This window comes from Hyphomonas sp. CACIAM 19H1 (genome assembly GCF_003325995.1).
GTDB lineage: Bacteria > Pseudomonadota > Alphaproteobacteria > Caulobacterales > Hyphomonadaceae > Hyphomonas > Hyphomonas polymorpha.
In genome coordinates this window covers 976,118-996,364 of record NZ_CP016437.1, presented here as the reverse complement: position 1 = coordinate 996,364, position 20,247 = coordinate 976,118, and the positions used below count along the sequence as shown (strand labels likewise).

At 58.8% G+C, this 20,247-nt stretch carries 18 protein-coding genes; 8 read left to right on the top strand and 10 right to left on the bottom strand.

Features of this window, described 5'->3' with window-relative positions:
- The first annotated feature begins 302 nt into the window (after window positions 1-302).
- From BBF93_RS04830 to BBF93_RS04820, 4 genes are all read left to right on the top strand, one after another.
- Window positions 303-1,643 carry a tetratricopeptide repeat protein gene (locus BBF93_RS04830; RefSeq protein WP_114105160.1) on the top strand — a complete coding sequence of 447 codons (1,341 nt, stop codon included), beginning with the start codon at window positions 303-305 and terminating at the stop codon, window positions 1,641-1,643.
- Window positions 1,644-1,824: 181 nt separating this feature from the next.
- Window positions 1,825-1,959, top strand: coding sequence for a hypothetical protein (locus BBF93_RS19920; protein WP_255417581.1), 135 nt, complete (start codon window positions 1,825-1,827; stop codon window positions 1,957-1,959).
- A gap of 65 nt (window positions 1,960-2,024) precedes the next feature.
- On the top strand, window positions 2,025-2,708 hold the full coding sequence (locus BBF93_RS20015) for a lasso peptide biosynthesis B2 protein (RefSeq protein ID WP_114105159.1): 684 nt from the start codon (window positions 2,025-2,027) through the stop codon (window positions 2,706-2,708).
- 12 nt (window positions 2,709-2,720) lie between these two features.
- Window positions 2,721-4,538, top strand: coding sequence for an asparagine synthase-related protein (locus BBF93_RS04820; RefSeq protein WP_114105158.1), 1,818 nt, complete (start codon window positions 2,721-2,723; stop codon window positions 4,536-4,538).
- Here the strand turns inward: BBF93_RS04820 and BBF93_RS04815 are convergent.
- The 4 genes from BBF93_RS04815 to BBF93_RS04800 form a co-directional block, all read right to left on the bottom strand.
- Window positions 4,520-7,132 (bottom strand): S9 family peptidase, encoded by a 2,613-nt coding sequence (locus BBF93_RS04815; RefSeq protein ID WP_162786410.1) that lies wholly within the window; start codon window positions 7,130-7,132, stop codon window positions 4,520-4,522. The two genes, BBF93_RS04820 and BBF93_RS04815, sit on opposite strands and share 19 nt — an antisense overlap.
- 95 nt (window positions 7,133-7,227) lie before the next feature.
- The gene (locus BBF93_RS04810; RefSeq protein WP_162786409.1) at window positions 7,228-9,972 is read right to left on the bottom strand and encodes a TonB-dependent siderophore receptor; all 2,745 of its coding nucleotides are present in this window, start codon (window positions 9,970-9,972) and stop codon (window positions 7,228-7,230) included.
- 134 nt (window positions 9,973-10,106) lie between these two features.
- The gene (locus BBF93_RS04805; RefSeq protein WP_114105155.1) at window positions 10,107-11,033 is read right to left on the bottom strand and encodes a FecR domain-containing protein; all 927 of its coding nucleotides are present in this window, start codon (window positions 11,031-11,033) and stop codon (window positions 10,107-10,109) included.
- Between the two features lie 24 nt (window positions 11,034-11,057).
- Window positions 11,058-11,684 carry an RNA polymerase sigma factor gene (locus tag BBF93_RS04800; protein WP_114105154.1) on the bottom strand — a complete coding sequence of 209 codons (627 nt, stop codon included), beginning with the start codon at window positions 11,682-11,684 and terminating at the stop codon, window positions 11,058-11,060.
- A 106-nt stretch (window positions 11,685-11,790) separates the two neighbouring features.
- Here BBF93_RS04800 and BBF93_RS20010 point away from each other — a divergent pair, with 106 nt between their 5' ends.
- Window positions 11,791-12,045 carry a helix-turn-helix domain-containing protein gene (locus BBF93_RS20010; RefSeq protein WP_370454409.1) on the top strand — a complete coding sequence of 85 codons (255 nt, stop codon included), beginning with the start codon at window positions 11,791-11,793 and terminating at the stop codon, window positions 12,043-12,045.
- A 117-nt stretch (window positions 12,046-12,162) separates the two neighbouring features.
- A complete protein-coding gene (locus tag BBF93_RS04790; protein ID WP_114105152.1) occupies window positions 12,163-12,390 on the top strand; it encodes a helix-turn-helix domain-containing protein in 228 nt (75 codons plus the stop codon).
- A gap of 208 nt (window positions 12,391-12,598) precedes the next feature.
- Here the strand turns inward: BBF93_RS04790 and BBF93_RS04785 are convergent, their stop codons facing one another.
- Complete coding sequence (locus BBF93_RS04785) at window positions 12,599-13,429, bottom strand: DUF3883 domain-containing protein (RefSeq protein WP_114105151.1); 831 nt, start codon at window positions 13,427-13,429, stop codon at window positions 12,599-12,601.
- 369 nt (window positions 13,430-13,798) lie between these two features.
- Here BBF93_RS04785 and BBF93_RS04780 point away from each other — a divergent pair, with 369 nt between their 5' ends.
- Both BBF93_RS04780 and BBF93_RS04775 read left to right on the top strand, forming a co-directional pair.
- Window positions 13,799-14,209 (top strand): hypothetical protein, encoded by a 411-nt coding sequence (locus BBF93_RS04780; RefSeq protein ID WP_114105150.1) that lies wholly within the window; start codon window positions 13,799-13,801, stop codon window positions 14,207-14,209.
- A 194-nt stretch (window positions 14,210-14,403) separates the two neighbouring features.
- Window positions 14,404-14,757, top strand: a complete 354-nt coding sequence (locus tag BBF93_RS04775) for an excalibur calcium-binding domain-containing protein (protein ID WP_233349276.1) — start codon at window positions 14,404-14,406, stop codon at window positions 14,755-14,757.
- 118 nt (window positions 14,758-14,875) lie between these two features.
- On the opposite strand, the gene BBF93_RS04770 is transcribed toward BBF93_RS04775, so the two are convergent.
- The 5 genes from BBF93_RS04770 to BBF93_RS19455 all read right to left on the bottom strand — a co-directional run bounded on the left by BBF93_RS04770 (window position 14,876) and on the right by BBF93_RS19455 (window position 20,247).
- Entirely contained in the window at window positions 14,876-15,358 is a 483-nt protein-coding gene (locus tag BBF93_RS04770; protein ID WP_162786407.1) for a DUF4411 family protein, read from the bottom strand.
- Complete coding sequence (locus BBF93_RS04765; RefSeq protein ID WP_162786406.1) at window positions 15,355-16,542, bottom strand: XRE family transcriptional regulator; 1,188 nt, start codon at window positions 16,540-16,542, stop codon at window positions 15,355-15,357. Before BBF93_RS04765 ends, BBF93_RS04770 begins: the two co-directional genes overlap by 4 nt.
- A 348-nt stretch (window positions 16,543-16,890) precedes the next feature.
- A complete protein-coding gene (locus BBF93_RS04760) occupies window positions 16,891-17,565 on the bottom strand; it encodes an SOS response-associated peptidase family protein (protein ID WP_114105147.1) in 675 nt (224 codons plus the stop codon).
- A gap of 631 nt (window positions 17,566-18,196) precedes the next feature.
- Window positions 18,197-19,984, bottom strand: coding sequence for a DUF4350 domain-containing protein (locus tag BBF93_RS04750; protein WP_114105145.1), 1,788 nt, complete (start codon window positions 19,982-19,984; stop codon window positions 18,197-18,199).
- 95 nt (window positions 19,985-20,079) lie between these two features.
- Window positions 20,080-20,247 carry a hypothetical protein gene (locus tag BBF93_RS19455; protein ID WP_162786405.1) on the bottom strand — a complete coding sequence of 56 codons (168 nt, stop codon included), beginning with the start codon at window positions 20,245-20,247 and terminating at the stop codon, window positions 20,080-20,082.

Below are 20,247 nucleotides of genomic sequence, written 5' to 3'. Positions count from 1 at the left end.
GACCGGGCTCCCTGAAGGGTCATCATCTGCGGAAGCCCACCGTATACGTGCCGCTGAATCATCTCCGGGTCTGAGCGATGCCGGACGAGGACAATTCCACCCCACGACTGCGTGCACAGCGGGCCTTCTTGCGGGGCAGATGGTCCGGCCCACACCGCCCGCCTTTAGCGATCCTGCACCCATCTGACATTAGGCATCCGGTCTCGGAACGGGCGCCGACCACGATTTAATGAATTCACCTGGGGTGGTTTTTATTATCACCTTTTGATAGAATTCCTGCCTCATCAGAAGAGGCAGGCAGGATGACGCAGGACGCTCCCGGTGACCGGGCTCCCATACGAGACCAGCGCCTCCGGCGAGGCCTTGCCTGGCTGCGCGGCGGCAGGCCGGATCTCGCCCTGCCGCTTCTCAGGACGATGCAGGAGAACCAGCCCGGCGACCCGCTTGTTACGCTGGCCCTCGCCACAGCGCTCCTTCGCAACCAGAACCCGGACGCCGCGCTGGCGGCATTTGACAGCCTGCTGACAGACCATCCCGAACACACAGGCGCGCTGCTGGGCCGCGGCCTCTGCCTGCATGCGGCAGGCGATGTTCCCGGCGCGCTCGATGCATTCCGCTGCAGCGTGGCGGCTGATCCCCTTTCCTGGCGCTGCTGGCAGTCCATCGCCGACACGACCCCGCATGAGGATGAACGCGTCCATGCCCTGGAAGGCGCCGCCGATGCGCTGGTCGTCCGATGCCAGGCGCCGTCCCCTCCCGCCTCCCTTCTCGCAGCCCTCACAACGGCGCTGATCGACGCCCGGCAGCCAGGAACAGCAGCCCGCATCCTTGAGCCCCGAACTGCGTCTGACCGCCCCGATCCGGTGCTCCTGCGCGCCCGGGCCCGCGCGCTCTATCATGCCGGGGCGTATGACGCCGCCTTCGTCGAAGCCGCCCGTCTCTGGCACGCGATCCAGGCGAGCCCGCCAGCAAACCCTTCCACAAGGCCGTTCAGCCCGGCACATGCCACCGATGTGTTGATCGAGATACGGTCCCTCCTGTCCGCTGCAGGGGTCGACACTTTCCTCGTTGCGGGCACCCTGCTCGGTTTCCACCGTCACGGCGCCCCGCTCGCCCATGACCGCGACATCGACCTGGGCGTGGTCCGCACCTCAGCCGGTGGACCCGACATCGCCGGCATTCTCCGCGCTGCGCCGGGCATGCTCCTTCCCCGGATCGCCAGGCCGGGTGACCGGTATTTCGGCCTGATGCACAAGGGCGTCGCCATCGACATCTTCGTGCATGAGAAGTCCGGCCAGCATATCTTCGCCGGTGTCAGCCACACGCCCGGCGACCTCCGATGGCGCTTCTCGGATTTCGGGCTCATCCCGGCCCGCTATGCCGGGCAGACATGGTCCATCCCCTCAGACCCCGGCCGCTATCTCGCTGAGAGCTATGGCCAGGGCTGGCGCTCCCCGGATACCGCATTTGCGTCCGCCGTCAGCTCTCCTGCTCTATACGATACGAGCCCCCATGTGCGGGGCTATTATGCCGTCATGCGCGCCATCCGCGCCCTCTCCTCCGGCGACAGCGTCAAAGCTGCCGCCCTGATCGCTGCTTCTCCCGTGCCGCTGCCCCCTCACGATACGCAGCCTACGGACTGAAAAGACAGTTTCCCGCCCACCCCGCCCGGCGAGCCCCGCGGGTCTCTCCGGCATGCGCCAACCTCCTGAAAACATTCACAATTTGTAATCTTAAGTCACGTTGACTCTACCTTAGATTGCTACCATTCTCCCCCGGTCGCCCGGCCAGCGACAAAGAACCCCAAACCCAAGGAGAAACACCATGAAAGACCTCATCAATGACACTCCGGTCACGGACGACGTCGACCTGATCGAACTCGGCTCGGTCTCGGAAGAAACCAAAGGGATCGGCCAGGTCGAAGAAGAGTTCGCTGGCGGCCCGAATACCCGTCTCTGAATCAAGCATACGGTGAAGGCGCACCGAGTGCGCCTTCATTTGCTCACCACTTTCGGCTGCGACACATGATCTATCTCCGAAGCCACATACACTTCTGCCAGCTAGGCAATGTCACTGTGTTCATGGATATCCGCGCAGATCGTTACTTTTCGCTGCCCGAAATCGCCAGCGCAGCTTTTACTGAGCTTTGCGCGCCAACGGGAACCGGCCTATCGCCTCAGGCCCAATCGCTCGCCGTCCGCCTAGAAGCAGAAAACGTCATTACACGGGATCCCCGCCTGGGCCGTCCTCCTTTCGAACCGAACACGGAGAGATTTAAGAGGTCGATTTTCGATCTGCCCAGAAATGCATTTTCCGCTCCCGGCGCTAAAGACGCTATTCTGCTGATGTTAAGCGTATCAGATCTTCGACTGCTTAATCGGCAGAGAGGTTTCTTGCCAACATTGCTGCCTCGTCTATCCGCTTGGAAGGCAAAGATGGACCCTGGAAATCAGCGGCATCAAGACGCCATCGTCCAAGCCCAGAAATTCTTACAGCTTGCCCCATGGTTTATCAGCTCACGGGATGCCTGCCTTTATCGAAGCGCCCTTCTCGTCAGGTACCTAGCCCGCCGAAGCATTCCCTCCCAACTGAATATTGGTGTGCGCGCCGCCCCATTCAGTGCTCATTGCTGGGTCAGCTCAAACAGCCTTGTACTGAACGACCATCTGGAAACCGTGAACGAGTTCAGGCCCATATTTTCGGTATAGGCGGCGACCGATATGAAATCATTCCTTGCCTTCTACCCCACCCCCTCTTCTGAGCGAGCGGCCCGTGCTACCAGGGAACTACTGGACCGCTTGCAAAATCAGGCCCCTAAAAGCGCGACCTTCGATCTGAAATCACTTTCAGTGTTCGACTTATCCTACAATGGCGCAACCCGCTCCAGAGTGGCGATAGAAATGCCGTCGGGTGGGGAATGTTACCTCTACGGTGATCTGTTTCGCAGCGCCGTCAAAGGCCCCCAATCACCTGTCGAAGCTTTGACCGCCGAAGAAAAACGCCGCCTTGAAAACACCGGGGGCGCCTCTCTTCTCAAGGATTTTTGGGGTAGCTATGTGGGATTCTATCGGCACAAGGACGAACTTTTCATACTCGCGGACATCGCAGGAAGCATTCCCTGCTATCATATGGAAATAGATGATGTTCACCTGTTTTTCTCACACCTCGAACATTGCGATATCCTGGATCGCACCCGGCTTACGATCAACTATCCCTTCCTTCAAAGGCTGCTCGCATACGACAAAATACAAACTGGCGAGACCGGGTTGAAAGAGGTTGCAGAGCTCCTGCCAGGAATGCGGTGGCGGGTGGTTGAAGGCGTCCTTGCCAGGGAGCAGGTTTGGGACCCCCGAACGCTCGCTGCGGCGCCCCTGAAATTAAAAGACGCCGACGCCATGGACATGCTGCGGGATACAACCTTGTCTGTGGTCCAGTCTCGCGCAAATGCGCACGGATCAGTGACCGTCAGCCTGTCTGGCGGACTTGATTCCTCAATCGTTCTCGGTTGCCTCGCAAAGCATCGCTGGCAAGGAGATGTGAATGCCCTGCATCATTCCCTCGGTTCTGAGGACCCATCAGAGTACAGATTTGCCGATATGGTGGCTCAGGCAGCTGAGCGGGATTTGTTCGAGCTTCCCACCCCCATTGTTGAGACGTTGGAAGATCCCGAAACCCACCCGCTCTCAGCGCGGCCGCATCGCTCGTTTGGCGCCATCAATCCTCAGGCACTGGCGCAGCGGCATCACGCACCGCTAGGCGCCGCTGTCTTTACGGGGCAAGGCGGAGACCACTTGTTCCTGGCATCGGACCTGCCCCTTGGATTTGCCGATTATCTTCAAGAATCCCCAAGAGGGGGGCGCATACCTTCGGAACTGCTTTCGGCGGCCCGCTTGTCAGGCCTGTCGATCTGGGAAGTGCTTAAGCAGACGCTACCCTATACTGTGGGACGCAAACCGGAGAGCAGCCTGTTGGCGGCCATTCAGAAGCGGAGCACAGATGTGAATTCGGAAGCCTTGTTCTCCGCTGATCTGGAGACCACGCTGCCGGATTGGGTGACCAACCCCCTGGATTTGCCGCCCGGCAAGTTCAGCCAGGTGAATCATCTCTTTCACATGTTTCAGATCAGAAGTGTACTTACCCAGCCAGGGCAACCCGAGACGTGCCATCCCCTTATTTCCCAGCCCCTGATCGAGCTCTGCCTCCGCCTGCCGGTCTACCAACTTTGCCTCAATGGCACCAACCGGGGGCTCGCGCGTGAAGCATTCCGGGAATACCTTCCGGACGCAGTCCGGCTGAGGGTCACAAAGGGCAACGCCTCCCGCTATTATGCCGCCACCCTGGAGCGCCATCTGTCAAAGATTGCCGCACGACTGGCGGATGGCGCCCTGGTTCAGGCCGGCCTGATCCGGAAAGAAGACGTCCTCCACTTTATGTCGGCAGACGGAATTACTTTGCGCAAATGGCGCCGCATGGCATTGATCTATTACGCAATAGAAGCTTGGCTTACGCGCTGGTCAACTTATTTGCGGCAAGGCTGATCTTCACATACAGCTGGCAAAACGCCGCTCTCAATCAGGAAGGCATCTGTCTGGTGCCACAAATCCCGCAGATTGGCGGGGGACGATGGGCCATGCCCCTCGCCCCAATAGCGGACGTAACGCGCCTCTTTGCCTGCCCTGTAAAGCGCTCCGAACATTTCGTCGTACTGGCTCATATCGAAGTAATCCCAGTCCGAATGAATGAGCAGGACCGGCGCAGATACCCCGCGCGCGAGGGCGACAGGGCTTGAGCGGGCATAGGCTTCAGGATCATCCAATGCGCTCTCACCGAAACCGAAAGGACACCGGTGATCGGCCCCCGTCCCTAAGCATTCGTAGCGCCAGCGATTGTCCCCGCCATTCTGATCAAGATGAAAGTATCTCATCAGCCCCCGTCCGCTGAAATAATGGCTGAAGAAATCCGCCCAGCCGTTCATAGAAATTGTGGCAGCGAACCGGTCCGACTGAGTGGCGACATAGAGAGACGCTGCTCCACCCTGGCTGAACCCGTAAAGCACGGCGCGGCCTGGATCTGCCAGTCCTTCGCTGACAAGCACATCAAGGGTCTGCTCCAGCAAGTCGTCGAGGCCAGCGATTGGCCCCTCTGGGGTCGCCACCATGTCCAGCGGAACCGGTGGCATCATGTAAATGAACCCCCGTGATGTCCAAAGATCGGCGAGATTTGGCGCGACCCAGGGCATATCTCCCAAGGACCGGCATGCCGGCGCGCATCCGACCGGATAGACGTCGATTACAACAGGATAACGCCGCCCCGGCTGATAGTCTGGAGGGAGGAGGAGGCAACCGTCAACGCGCCGTTGCTCACCGTTTTGCGAGCTGAGCGTATAACTCAGTCTCCGGACGGAGGGCGGCAGCAGGTGATTGAGGTGCCGGTTGATTCTCGCTAATTCCATGGCCTCCCCCTTCCGTCCCGTTAGCAACAGCCGCGTGGCGCTGCCGTCTTTCACCGTCACCAGGAGCTCACCTCCCGGGCCCGCAGCAAGGACGCGCGCGCCCTCTAGTCCTGGACGTGCAACGATTGGAGACGCCGTTGGATCTGAAAGATCGACCATAGCAATCGCGCTGTCCCCATCGGGACCAAACTGCATAAGATTGATCCGGGGCGCTGGATCCAGCCTGGTGCGCTGGTACCGGAAAAAGAACTCATTCGCCCATCCATGGGCTGTATTCGATCTGTAGACCAACCTTCCAATCGGCCCTGCGGGTAAGCCAGGAAACGCCTCTGCCGGCCTTCCCGGGACAAGGCGGTAAACCCCGTCCTTTGCGAGGACTTGGACACCGTTGTCCAACAAATGAATGATCTCACCGGCAGGGTCTGAAATCTTTGCAGAAAGGTTCTCGGCCCGCCCAGCCCTGTCAAAGTAAAACCAGTCATATCTCGCCGTGCCTGTCTTCCTTGCAAACGCGATCAGGCCGGTTCCAGCAGGGGCTGCGCGCACGGGTCCAGCAGGATGCTCTCGGTTTCCGGGATCGCGCCGGTCCGCCAGCTCATAGTCTGCGGGCGTCTCTAGGATCAGCTCTCCGCTCGCCCTTTCGACAAGGCGGTAGCGGCCACTCTCAACCGGTCCGGCCATCGGCCAGGCAAAGTAGGCAAACGCCTGCCCCGAAGCGCCCCACGCCACAGAGTCCGGATCAAGATTGCAATCACAGGTCAGTTCACGGACAGAATTATCCATAAGATCCATGAGACCGAGGGCATATAGCCGATCAAACATGGGGTGGGTTTCACGGGCTTGCGGCGCAGCATCAGCGGGCGGCCTGCGCCGTTCGCCGGCTTTACTGATCAGGAGATACCGGCGGTCAGGGGATAGTTGGCCTCCCGCATGCCGGCCGTTACCAATGAGTTGCTCCCGCCCGGTGCGGATATCGAACCGCACGAGCCCGCCAGCGTCCCAGGCATTTGCATCAAGCTCACGCCTGCTTTGGGCGACCGATCCTGTCGGCCGGCTACCCGACCACGCATCGTTCCAGGCTTGCACGAGATAGTCCGCGGTTCCTGCACGGTTGCGGAGTTCCGAGCCGGGAAGATCCCTGGGGCGCACCGGCAGGAGGAACGAGAAGTCATCCGTCCAGATGAGGCGCTCATTCCAGGCCGCAGGGGCCACATACATATCCCTGATGTCCGGCATGGACGCAAACCGTTTGCAGTCAGCCCCGGCGACCGGACAGGCTGCGAGCACGAAGGAACCGCGGGAATGCTCAAGCACCATCAGATGCGACCCTGAAGGAGAAAAGCCAATCAGATATTGGCTGGCGGACGGATTGAGCCCTGGGTGCGCTCGAGAGACCCCACTGGTTGAGAGGTCTCGCAGGAGAATTTTGTGGCCACTCAGCCCGCTTGCGCGAAGCCAATAGGAATAATCCCCGATCTTCTCATAGGGTGGCACCAGCGTGTATGCGAGCCAGCGGCCATCCGGGGAAAAATCGGCCGGACCTATGAACTCCACTTGGAGCATATCTTCTATGGTCGCAGGCCGTTTTATCACATGCACGCTCTGTTCTTCTGCCTGCAGGCTACCGACGCAGCCCGGCAACACGCCCAGCAGGAAGGCGCTCAGAATTGCCCGGGACAAGCCCCGCCATCCTGCCCTGCGCCCATCGCTACCAGCGCTTTGCAGGCGCCGGCCAGCCACAATCGGGGCCAGCCGGATACCGTCAGGGGCCAACATCAGAAAGCCTTGCTGATCTCGAAGGTTACAAACCGGCCAAGCGGGGTGGCGTTGGCAGGGTCGTAGCCAGTCAGGCGGAACCGGCCAAGAGAGGGTGTCGAGGGCGGATCCTGATCGAGGACATTGACCGCCGAAACGCTGAGCCTCAGCCCATCCGCCAGGCCTGCGCCGCTAAATTGCTTGGTCAGGGTCACGTCAACAGTTGTCCAGGAACCGATGCCACGAGATAGCGCGGTGCTGTCGGTCTGGTACGACGCAAGATGATTGACGAATGCGTTGGCAGACCATCCATCGACTTCAAATCCGGCGCGGCCGCGGATCTTGAAGTCTACAGGATTGTACAGCGTGTTGAGAATATCTACGGGCGGAGCGCTCGGAGAGGCCTGCTGATTGAAATCGAGAATGTAGCTGGAGTTGATACCGGCCGACAGGCGTCCCCAATCGGTTGACTGTTCCCAATCCAATTGCACATCCAATCCCCGCGTTTCAGTGGAGGCGAGGTTGCGCGTCACCGACGCAAAATTGATGAACCCGATATTCTCGGGCCCGGTCGCGCCGCCAGCGAGGAATACGATCCGGCCGTAATCCTGGAGCGCCGCCTGTACCTCGGCCTCGGTCGGGAAAAACACGACCGTCCCTGCCGGCAGGGAGGCAGGATCCTCCCAGGCAAGGCTTGGGGCCCAGGATTCTGGCAGGTTACCCGGGATCGGGGTCGCGCCAAGCCGGCCTTCAAAGCTGATATCGTAATATGTCAGCCGTGCCTCAACTGAATGCTGGCCAACCGTCTTGGAATAATCGGCCCCCAGAGTGAATGCTTCGGAAGTCTCGGCATTAAGGCCAGGCGCTGTACCGTTCACGACCATGAAATTCACATCGGCAAGCGACGGATCGGGTAGCGGAATTCCGAGAAGGTTCCGGTTGAACGTATACGGCATGATTGCCACGGTCTGGTCGAGCGCGCCAGATCGTCCGAGCGGTGGCGGCGCGAAGGACGTGCTGTAGGTGCCCCGGAACCTCAGAGCTTCTGCCGGCGCCCAGAGAAGCCCGACCTTCGGATTTCTGGTCGATCCAAAATCAGAATAGTCTTCCAACCGGGCCGACACGTTAAGTTCAAGCCGCTGCATCCCGGGAAGTGCATTGTCCGCGCCTATGAGGGGCAGTTGCACTTCACCGTAAAGGGCCGCCACATCCCGGTCCCCATCGCGCGATACTTCGCCGGTGGTGACATTCCGGTTGGTAAAGTCCTCCTGCCGGAGCTGCACTCCCAACGCGGCCCGAATGTCTCCGCCTGGCAGGGTTAGCACACGCCCCTCAAATTGTCCGCCTACCGACCACATATCAGAATGAGAGACCTGGACACCGAGGCTCCGCACCGTTGGCGCAAGCGCTGTGACGGACCTGTGGGTCCGGACCTGGCTGAAGCTGCCATCGGCCCGGAATGCCCAGTCCCCGCTCAGCGCGTAATCGGCGGCTGAGGACACGGTCAGCACTTCCGAGACGGGACGGTTCACCACCCAGTTGTCGCCCGTCGTCAAAGCATAGTTGCGCCCCTCCGCCTCGCGCCGGGAAAATAATGCGCTTCCTGATAGCTGCAGGGCGGGTGTCACAGACTGATGCGCCGCCAGGAGGATACTGTGCCTCTCCTGCGCCGGCAGCAGGTCATACTCGAAGGAAGCTGGCGCCGGCCGGCCATCAAGATAGGTCGGCGCCGAAATACCCGGCCGGTCCAATAGGGTAAGATTATCTCGCTTGAGGAACTCATAGGAGGCAAGCAGGTTACCCGTTTCCCAAGCTGTCCCGAATGTCTGGGCATACCGGGCTTCTGCCATCTCGCCAGATGTCACCGTGCCGTATCGTCCCGACAGCTCCACGCCCTCAAAGTCGCGGCGCAGAACGAAGTTCATGACGCCGCCGACCGCATCTGCGCCGTAAATCGAAGACGCGCCATCGGTCAGGACATCCACGCGTTCGACCGCCGAGAGCGGGATCAGGGACAGGTCAACAAAATCCCCGATCTGGGAAGCTGGCGCGATCCGGTTCCCGTTCAGCAGGGTCAGCGTTGCCCCTGCGCCCAGGCCCCTTATGTTGGCGCCGGTCCCGAATGACTGGTTCTGGATGGAGTTAGGATCACTCGGCGTCCCACCCGGCAAAAATTCGGTAGACCCGCCCCCGAAGTTCTGCGGGAGCGTCCGGATGAACTGCTCCGTGGTCGTCACGCCAGATCCCAGGATATCCTCCCGCGAATAAATCTGCAGCGGTGAGCTCTCCGGCGCGATCCCGCGCAAACTTGTCCCCGTAACCGTAACCTGCCCCAGCCGCTGCTCCCCAACAGAAGATGCCGCTACCAGAGGCTCCGCGCCTGAGGGCGTCCGGGCTGGCGCCGTCCGGACCGGCGGCGGATTATTCCCAGATCCTCCCTGCCGCACCCGGATTACGTAACCATTACCGCCCGGCACAGCCTCCAGCCCCGTCCCCCGCAGCAGTGCCCCCAGCGCCGCGCCAGCGTCCGCTGTGCCATCTGTTCCGGCAGACATCTTTCCCTGTACGACCGCTTCGGTGAACACAACGGCGACCCCCGTCTGCTCACTGAAGACCTTCAGCGCCTCCCCGAGAGGCGCCGCCGGACCCGAAATCTCCGGAGTTCCTTCCGACTGCGCAAAGGCCGGACCGGCCAGCAGGACATGAGACAAAGAAAGAGCGGCAGCGCCCGCGAGGCGGCGCCGGAAAGACATTGAACGATGCACGAAATTCCTCCGAAAGTCGGTTGACCCCGGGCAGCCCCTGCGCCGCCCTCACATCAACAACGGAGCGGACTCTTTCTTCATCGGAAAAATATCGGGGCCTACAACAGGCTACACCAACCGCCCACGGATTATCCTCACTCGCCAGCAGGAACAATCCGGATTTCGGCGGCCGACCGTTCAGCCCTCACCGGAAGGAACACTTCCATGGCTGCGGCAAAGCCTTCCTGATCCCCGGCCCGGAAAGACCCGCTGAGGCGTTCCTTTGCGATGCGCTCATCAATCCGCAGCTTGGTCTCGGAGTAGCGGTTCATTTCGGCAGCCGCCTCTTCGAGGGTCACATCGGTGAACGGGATCATTCCGCCCTGCCAGGCGGTCAGCTGCTTGGCGTCTACCCGGGCCACGTTGACGCCGCCGGCCACCATCGAGAGCTGTTCGCCGGGTGACAACAATACCGGCCCGGCTTCGCCAGCGGCGACCTGCACCAGCCCCTCCACCAGCGTTACCCGTACGCCCTCTGGCGGTAAGTAGACCTCAAACAGTGTTCCAAGCGCTTTCGTCTCCGAGCCGCCCGCCGCCACAACAAACGGCCTAGGGCCCCGCGCCACATCAAACAGTGCCTGCCCTTCAGAGAGGGTCACCTGCCGCGCGCGTTCTGAGTAGACCACCTCGATCCGGCTGGCCGTATTGAGCCGCACCTGGCTGCCATCGGCCAGCACCACCGTGCGCTGCTCCCCGACGGCCGTGGCATAGACATCCGGTGACATGACTAGCTGATCATCCGGCGCGGCAGCGAGCCGTGGAAGGATCGAAACCGCCGCCAGTACGACTGCCGCGGCGATCCCCGCTACAGCCCACCTACGGGAGGGTCTCCGCGTTTCAAAGCGTGAGCGGTCCAGCGTTTCCATGGCGCTTTCGACCTGCCGAAAGGCGTCGGCATTCTCAGGCTTGCGCTCCCACGCCAGGAAGCGTTGCCAGAGCTCAGGACTAGCGGACTCATTTGAGAGCTCAGCATACCAGCGTGACGCCTGCTGGAGCGGGCTCTGAGGCGTATCGCTGGACATCCGGTGCCTCTTGCGTTCTGCCGGTTACCGGCCGGGCGGGAGGCGCCGGCCCTCTGCACGCGCAAGCCCCTCGGCCAATTCGGCCACGGCCTCCGCGATCGCCACAATGACTCCCGTACGGGACATAGACAAGCGCTTTTCAATCTCAGCGTAAGTCAGTCCCTCGATCCGGTGGAGCAGCAAGGCCTCGCGCCGGTGCGGGGCCATGGCATCAATAATCTTCTGCGCCGTCTTCAGCCTATCAGCATCCATGAGCTGTTGCTCCGGTGTAGGAGACTGGTCGCAGGCAATGAGGTCAGCCGCTTCCCCGATCTCAACCGAGGCCTGCCGGCGCCGATGGTCCCCCGACCGCAGGAAATCCAGTGCCCCGTTACGCACCAGCGTGAACAATAAGGGCCTCAGCTCCTCAATCCCTTTGTCCGGATAAGCCCGCCGCGCGCTCAGAAACGCCGCCTGCACAATATCCTCAGCGTCCGCCCGATCGTGTACCCTGGTCCTGCAGAACCGCACCAACTGCCGGTACTGGCTCCGGAAGAGCTGTGTGAGGGCAGATATCTGCGCTTGGGATTTGTAAACACCGAACGCATCCGCTGATCCTGGCGCTATTCGTCCAGCCAACTTGGCTCTGTCAGTTTCTGTCGACTTTGTCATGTTGACTGCCACCCAAACTCACCTGGCGGCTTCAAACGTTACCTAAACGCCCTGAATCCCGACCCCAATATTCGTACTATAGTACGTAGCAATATACTACTCAAGATTGCTTCGAAGCCTGTTGAAGCTGCGAGGTGTCCTCTCGAAAACTTTGAAGGAAGTTAGAAAACAACGTTCACTTTCGCAGGATGCACTCGCGCATGTCGCGTGTATTGAACGCTCGTATTTGAGCGAGTTGGAGAAACAAGTCTCGCGCCAAGCTCGGCGCATTGGAGAAGTTGCCCCCCCTTCCCTGCCAGTGCACAAGAGCTGCCCGCAGTGGAAAATTCTACTAGGAGCCGATCTTCGGCAGTCGATTTAACTTCTTTTCACAGATTAATGCCCCAAACTCTCAGCGCTCAACTCTTCCAAGACAACCGACTTAAATTCGTACTATATTGCGTGGCATTATAGCACGCAACGCTCTTTCCATTTGTCCATGGAAATCCGGGCGATCTTTGCTGAAAACCTCAAAAAGCACAGGAAGGCTGCAGGTCTTTCGCAAGAAGAGCTCGCCCATATTGCGGAAATCGAAAGAGGCTATGTAAGTCAACTGGAACGGCGCTTGAACGCTCCAACAATTGATATGCTCGCTAAGCTGGCGAACGCAATTGGAGTGGAGCCTTATGAGCTTCTGAAGCCTGGGCAACGAATTCGAAAGAAGTGAGCAAAAGCCGTCGTTCATTGAGTTCCGAAATCTCAGAATACGGGCTCAGAGAGGCGTCAAGGTATCCGATCGCGTTTGCCCAATCCGCACTGGGCAAGTCCTGAATAGACATAGCTGCGCGATGCGGTTTGGACACGAGCGTGGTTGAACAGTACGGGGCCGGTCGCCCGAAATAAGCGTTATGACAGATCGGCAGGATTAAGCACCGCTAGCGAAAGGACGCCCGATAGGCCGTCGGCTCAAGCACGAGCGCCTGCTCAAGCGGCGGTTGGATTACAAAGGCCTTCGGTGCCCTGGCCCAATCGTAAAGCCGGAAGATCCGGAACCGGTCAGACGCTTCCTCCGCAAAATCTCGCTCGTTGCGCGTCAGATAAAACGGCGTGCGCTTGTGGCCGACGGTCGTTTTGACCTCCAGGAACCGTTCGCTCCCACCAAGGTCATAGGAAAGGATGTCATACCCTGCCCCGTCCCCAAGCTCCTGCGACACCCAGGACACCTTCCGGGCCAGATCAGGACGTCCCTCCTGAGTGAGCCGGATAATCTCGGAGTCGAATACACGCTTCTCGCCCGCCAGTCCGGTCTTGCGATTGCGGGCATCGCGGAGCGCCGGATCAAATTTCCGGGCAATCCGTTCGAGTCCCGGACTATCTGAGGCGGGCAGGCCCAATCTCTCAGGCGGTGGCTCCAGAGCCAGCTGACTTGCCTCATTGGCAGGTGGCGCGACAACATCCGCTTGCCATTCGGCGTCCACATATTGCTCGACGGCCTTAAGCAGCGCGCCCTGGAAATTCCGGGCGGGCGCATATCCCTCCAGCCAGGGCAAGCTCAGCCGTTCGAGCACGGCGCTGATATTCATATACTTGCGCTCCACCGAGCCCTTCGAGCGCCCCGTGCGGTCAACGATCAACTCATAGTGGCGTGCCTTGACGAAGGCCTCGCCGCGCAGCGACTTCGCCCGCATCGCAAAATAGTCAGCCACGATGAGATCGATCTCAGCTTTCGTCCATTCTGTCCCGGCCGGACCTGTATCTTCTGCCATTGGCAGCCCCCTCTTGCATGGAGTTATTCCAGGCTCTGCGGTCTCACTCAAGAGTGCCCGGATAGTTACAACCATCGGTGTGCCGCACCCGCAGTTGTCACAAACACTCGCTTCGGACGCATTTCTACCGCAGTCGGTGAGCGGGACGCCGCCCCATGTTCTTTGACACCCCGGTGAATTTCACGCTCATGTATACCCTCCCCCGCTCACGGCACGTGTAACATGACGGGAGATCATCGCGCATCGGGACGGTAAAGTTTCTTCCCAAACGCGAAAATACCTGGTTGGCCAGGATTTCCACAGCCGCCTTGCCCTTGACTCCCTACATCTCTGGAGCGCTTATGTTCTTCTTTTGTTCACGGGGCGGAGATGGCCAGGCACACTTACAATAAGGTTCCGGCCGACCGGATGGGGCGGCGGTTCGATCTCATTTATATCGCGCTGACACAAACCAGGGTGCGCGAGATCATCAATCATATTGGGTCTGGAGAATGCACCGGTTATGGGGAAGACAATGCGTTTCTTCAGGAGATCGCCGGCATCATCGACGAGCGTCTGCGTCAGGAACTGAAGCGGCAAAAGCATGTCGAAGCTACTGCCGCCACCGGAGCCACCGATCTCGTCTACAATGCCCTGAAACGGAACATAGAGACGGTGCGCAATGTGTGCTGGTCCTCCAAGCCGGCTGAGCACATCCTGCTGAGCAACCTGGCGCAGGCCATCAGCGAAGACATCGCGAGGGATGCGCGCCGCCGGATCAATGAGGCGGGAAGAAATTGAACCGAATATGTGGCTGGAATGATGAACCGGATTACGCGCTGCGAGCCCGCCGGTCTGGTTTTGGGGAGGGGTAGCTATCAGCGTCGTCGCCCTGATCGCGATGATCTGGCAATAGGACACTCGCCCTCAATCTGCGCGTGACTCACAAATCCCGCCGCAGTAGAACCTTCTCTGCCTGCGGGAGGGACGCATTCATGTCACAGATCTGGAAGAGTGCTGCGGCAGTGGCAAGCGCGCTGATGCTGGCCGCGCCTGCCCTGGCGCATGGCGGCGGCCTCAACGCCGAGGGATGCCATACGAACCGGAAGACCGGGGACTATCATTGCCATCGGTCTTCTTCCCCGCCACCGCCTCCCCCGCCGTCCCGCCCGGCCTATTCATCAGGCTTCACGGGAGACAGCTATCAGCGCCAGGACACGGACCGCCGCTCAGGTGCCTACGCCAACTGCACCGAAGCGCGGGCAGCCGGCGCGGCGCCGGTGCGGATTGGCGAGAGGGGCTACGGGTCACATCTTGACAGGGATGGGGATGGGATTGGGTGTGAATGAGTGGCTAGGATAGGGACGAAATCGGCGAGCAATTGCCACTCAATCTGCCAGCTTAGGTGATGCGCATGGCCTGATAATCGGCGGACCCTCACAATCTGCACCAAGGCGCTGCAGAACGTTAACTACCGATAATCCATTTTTCTGCTCGAATTACATCAATCAGCCTTACGCATGGCACTGAAAGTACTCTGCATACGTCAGGAATATTTGGGCGCTGCAGCTTGTTCGTGGGATACTCTTCAGTTAGTACGCTCATGCCTTTTGAGCGCGCCGTGGCTATTACAAACGGATCAGCCGCATATCGCGCCTTTCTTTCCGCAACAAGCCTCGGAAAATCTCTCAACACCTCACGCGCTGTTGCCTGAACATCTTGTTCAAACCCAACAACAAGATGGCCACGAGATTTCAGCCACTTATTCAGATCACTAGAACGCTTGCTTGTCTCATCGAGGACGGCTTCTGGAACCCACAGTCGTTTAGCGTCACCCAGCTCTTCGATGCGATCCCAAAGCGGAGGGAAATTCTCGATAGGATACCGCTCATCCCACGCAGCGATCAGCGCACTAGTATCAATACAATAACGGGTACCAGCTGCCGTCACGTGAATGCCGCCTGCGCAATGTCGGGAACCAGCTTGGATTGTGTGCCAAGATATGCGGCCGCGCTATTCAATGACAGCTTCCGCTCATAGTACCCCTGCAATACTAGCCGGGAATACGACCTACCCAAATGGGTTACGACCTGAAGGCGCCACGGAACCATCCCACTAATCTGATCTTCTTGGTCCTCTTTGTACTGACGCTCCATTCGCAAGAGCATTCGCGATACAAGAACCCCCGAGGCTTTGCCAATCTGCTGCAGCCTAACCAGTATAGCGGGCCTACTGACACTATACCGCGCTGCAAGTTCACTTATTTCCTCATCAGTCCAATCATCAGCCTCAGCACTCTTTCTGCGCACGATGCCGTCAGACATAATGACGTCTCGTGGTAGCAATACAGCTCCGGCCACTTTGTTACAAAACCTCTCGATAGCGCGCTCTGTGGGCGGCAGACGATCACCAACCTCGAACGAATTATCTAAGGCACTTTCGCCGATAACAATGTGCGCAAGCTCATGTAACAGGGTGAATATCCGCCCACCTCCCCTATCGCGACTATTTACTACGGCTACCGGCAACGGGCGCTGAGCGATAGCGAAGCCACGCACTTCAGTTAGGGGAATTTTGTGATGAGCACCACTCAGCGCAAAGACAAGCACACCGGCGTTTTCAACTGCGTCTCGCCACGCGCGGAATGCCCGACCAGTATCACGCCACTGCATTTGCGCTTCTACTGAAACGCCTAACCGTCCGCGAATTGCAGCGGCAACCTCCTCTGGACTGTCACCTACAGAGGCGGAAATGCCCAATGAGGGCGCTTCTTCACCGAGATCGTCGTAAAGCTCCAACGCAATCTGTCGGCGCTCTTGAGCAGCGCGGATTTCGAAAGCAAGCTTCGGGCCGACTATTGCAGGACCAATGTCCGTTAGCAGACGGAAGTCCTTAAGCGGCATAAACTCTTTGGGACGTTCCGTCAGAAACATCACGCTCAATGGGCGCTTATAGACATTCGCCAGTTTCTTCAGCTGCGGAACGCTCGGCGCGGCGGTCCCGGCTTCCCACGCACCGAGCGCTTCCGGCTTTACCTTGGCTGCCGCAGCAGCCTCACCTATCGACATGGAGGCAGAAGTACGCGCCCAAACTAATATGTCTGGCTCAACAAGTGCTTTGGGTGGTTTGGCCATAGGCAATCTCGCTACTGTAACGAACATCCATGCCGCAGGTTTGTTAAAGCGTCGTGCATTGCCCTCGTCATTAACCACCCCCGTTCCCCTGAAGATTGCATAATACCTAACCAAAGTTCAAGTTTGAATTAACGGCCTGGTGTCCTTGAGGCACGTAGCGCTTGCCCTTGTTCCCGCAACCACAACACTTTGCATTGCGCCGCATCGGCATCTTGGTCTTGCCCCTTCGTGTCAACTCGCTCAAAGCGATGTTCGCATCACCCAAGGTACGGGACCGTCGGCCAGGAGATCATCCGCCCGGCCGGCATTCCGGGTCGGCCAGACCGGCATCCAAGCGCTCGCGAGTACTTACGCGGAGCTGAGCATTATTCCCTTCTCCCCCAACGGACGTTGCAGCCTCAGGCTCTCTTCACCACCCGACATCCAATCGCGCAGATCAGCGGGATCTGTGAGGATCACCGGCATGGCCTTCGGGTGGATCGGCTTGACGATGCCGTTGGGCTCAGTCGTCAGGAAGGCATATAGCTCAAGCGCAGCCTGGGCACGCTGCCGCCGCGCCTTGCCTTCGACTGGCACAAGCCGGGTGTCGCCCTCCCAGGGCCGCCAGATGCCGGCGAAGAAGCCCTGCGCTTTCGTCGTCTCGAACCAGGCGTTCTCCCTGCCCTTGCCCGACACAGGCTCAGCAAAGGCGCTGAAAGGCACGAGGCAGCGATAGCGCGCCTCATAGAGATACTCCCGGTTCACATCCGTCCACCATCGGCTCTTCAGGTTACGGATGTTTGTGATGGGAGGTTCCCACTTGCCGTCCTTGTCTTTCGGCGACGTGGGCGGGAAGCCCCAGCGCAGGACATCTATCTCGTAGCCATCGCCCGCTGCGCGGATCACCGGGCCGTCACTGTCAGCGCCGACATAATCCTCTGCGAGATTGCCCGCCTGAGCGCCAAGCTTCACCTCGCCACCCAACGCCTTGTTGGCCGCGTCCATCACCCGGCCGGGGGATCCGAAGGAATAGAGGTTGCACATGGACGGAGTGAACGCCTGATGCGCCAACACGTCAATGGCGGGCGCGCTTCGTCTCCAACAGGTACTTGTAGATCGCAGCCTGAGCCGCCCAGCCTATGGGCTCGTGCCCCTTCTCCCAAGCGCTGATGCGCGTGTTGGGATAGGGGATTTCCTGCCCCAGCCTGTCAGCCAGCCACTGGCCGAACTCAGCCTGCTTGAGGCCAATAGATTTGCGGAATTCTCTGAGTTCAGCGCACGTCAGAGAGAGCCGATGAAAAGGGAGACCAGAATGGAAGTTCTATCTCTCGTCATCTCGATCCTTGGTCTGGCTTTGACCGCCATATCTCTGACCAGACCAAGGAAGTGGGATGACGGGGACGCCGGTAAACCGGCGGTCCCACATCCGGAAAGTATGGAAAGGACAGCTGAAATGCAAGCCCTGCCCCTATCCCTCGCGATCCTCTGCCTGATTGGCGGGATCGTGGCGCTGGCGTCAACGCGGCGCGCCTGCCCCCAAAGCCCCCCCCGGTGATCCATCTGCTGAGGCGGGCCTTCCTGGCGGGGCAACCTCAGGCGAGCATCCACGGAGCAAAACGGAAACCTAAATGGTATTCACTTTCAAGAACCGCCGCTCGTGACCTCTGTGCAACGCTCAGCAATCGGCAAAGCACGGCGTTGGCATAGGCTCTGGAAACAAACTGAGCATCGCCTTGAGCAAACATTCGACATGTCGCGCACGCGCGCGAGTGGCGAGTTCCGCATTTTCGAAGATCCCATGTGCGCCAGCAACCACGACAAACCCCGCGCCGAACTTTCGAGCGACCACAATGTCCTCGTAACGCGTACCATCCTCGGCGTCGAAAACATCGGTCTGCATGAGGGGCATGGAACCCGTCGAACCCGGAAACACGATGTGCTGCTTTGCTCTTGCAACGATCTCCCTTCTGGCCGGATCATCAGCACGGGGAATGTATACGTTGCCGTAGTCCTTCATCACGGCGGGCACGGGAAACCCGAAGCTGAGCAACAGGTTCTTTTTGAATGGGAGGTCAGTGGATTCACACAGAACCAGAAGGATGACGCCCGCCCCTACAATGTCCTGAAGAGCGTTTGCAGACTTCTCTGGGAAATCCTGGTTGAAGCGCGGGAGGACAATGATCTGCCGGTACGGCTCGATAAAGTCCGATGTGTTCAGCTTTTCGATCGCCTCGACATTCACATTTTGATCTTCAAGCATCTCCCGGAAACTGGAAAGACCCGTTTTTTCCATGTTCAGGGCACTGAAGTCACCGGATGAGTGCCCTTCATAAATGAAGATGCTGGCAGAAGCGCTGTCTCTTCCACCCTGCTCAAGAACCTCAGACACATGCTTGAACAGCAGCATGACGGACAAGGCTGCATTGATGAGCCCACAGAAGGAGCAGACGAAGAGGCCTGCCAGCAGGGCATCTCGAACAAATGGCGCATTTGCATCGAGATAGATATCACCATCGACCAGAACCAGGCCGAACAAGGAGCTGATGATGACAATGACCGAAGAAAATTGAAACGCCTTTGTATCCGAAGATATGAGGCGCCTGTATTTCATCTTGGATATAGTCTGAAAAGAGAAGGTGTAAACGAGGGCAGCAAAACCGATGATTGCCAGCAGACCCCCAATGGAAGCCGCAAAAAACGTGATGGCGATGTTCTGCCCAATAGTAAGATTATACCAGAATGCCAGCAATACCGTGAACGCCAGGAATGCATGGAAATAGCCGTGATCAAGATTCTTCGATGAGGGCTGAAGGCTGAATTTCCTGTTCTTGATGACCCCTTTTGGCTCATACTTGTTCGCCAGAGAATTCATGCGGGGCAACATGGAAAGGAACCCCGTCAGGAACCCGAGATAGATCAGTATGGTTGCCGGATTGCGCAGGACACCCTCTCCTGCCACGATCAATGCAAAACCTGCCAGAAATCCCACGATGAGAATAATGATCAGTGGCAAGATTGTTCCGATCAGCTGCGAACTCGGTCGTTTCTGTGATCGGCGAAGGACATCATCCATCAAGAGAATGAGAGCCCAGAAGAAAGCTGCATACAGAATGTATCCGGTGGCTGGATACAAAGACCGGTCAAACGATGCGTATATTGATCGCAGAGCGTCCGAGGAGTGTCTGACAAGATCGGGAACAAAGGGAACCTGCATGACAAGCGGCCCAACGAAATATCCCGCTGCCTTTCCAGCGAGCAAAACAATCACAGCAAGACTGGCAATGATGCTCGTGAAGAATGTCCACGCTATCACTGAATCAATGAGGTTCACCTCATCTGCAAGATTCAAGGCCGTTGCCCGTCTGCCAGAAATGAGCGCCCCTATCGGCCAGATCAGATAGCTCCAGGCAACGAGCCACGAGTTGTCGAACAGCGCCTGAAACAAATGCTGATACCAGTTCATTGAAGGCCCCCGCCAGATTCAAACCCAACGCCTGATGCGCTGAAAGCGTGGCTTCAAACTGCTTGGGAGCTCCATGTTAGGCAACAGAAATTATGTCATTTTTTTCCCTGATTTACCTTCAAATACAAAAATGCCCCGCCGCCTCCCGTGAAGGAAGCGGCGGGGCGAGTTGCGGCGGCTGGATACGAGGTGGAAACGGTCAGCAGGAAAACCATCCCGCCTTTTTTGCTGGCGCGAACTTCGGTGAGCAGGCGCCGATACAT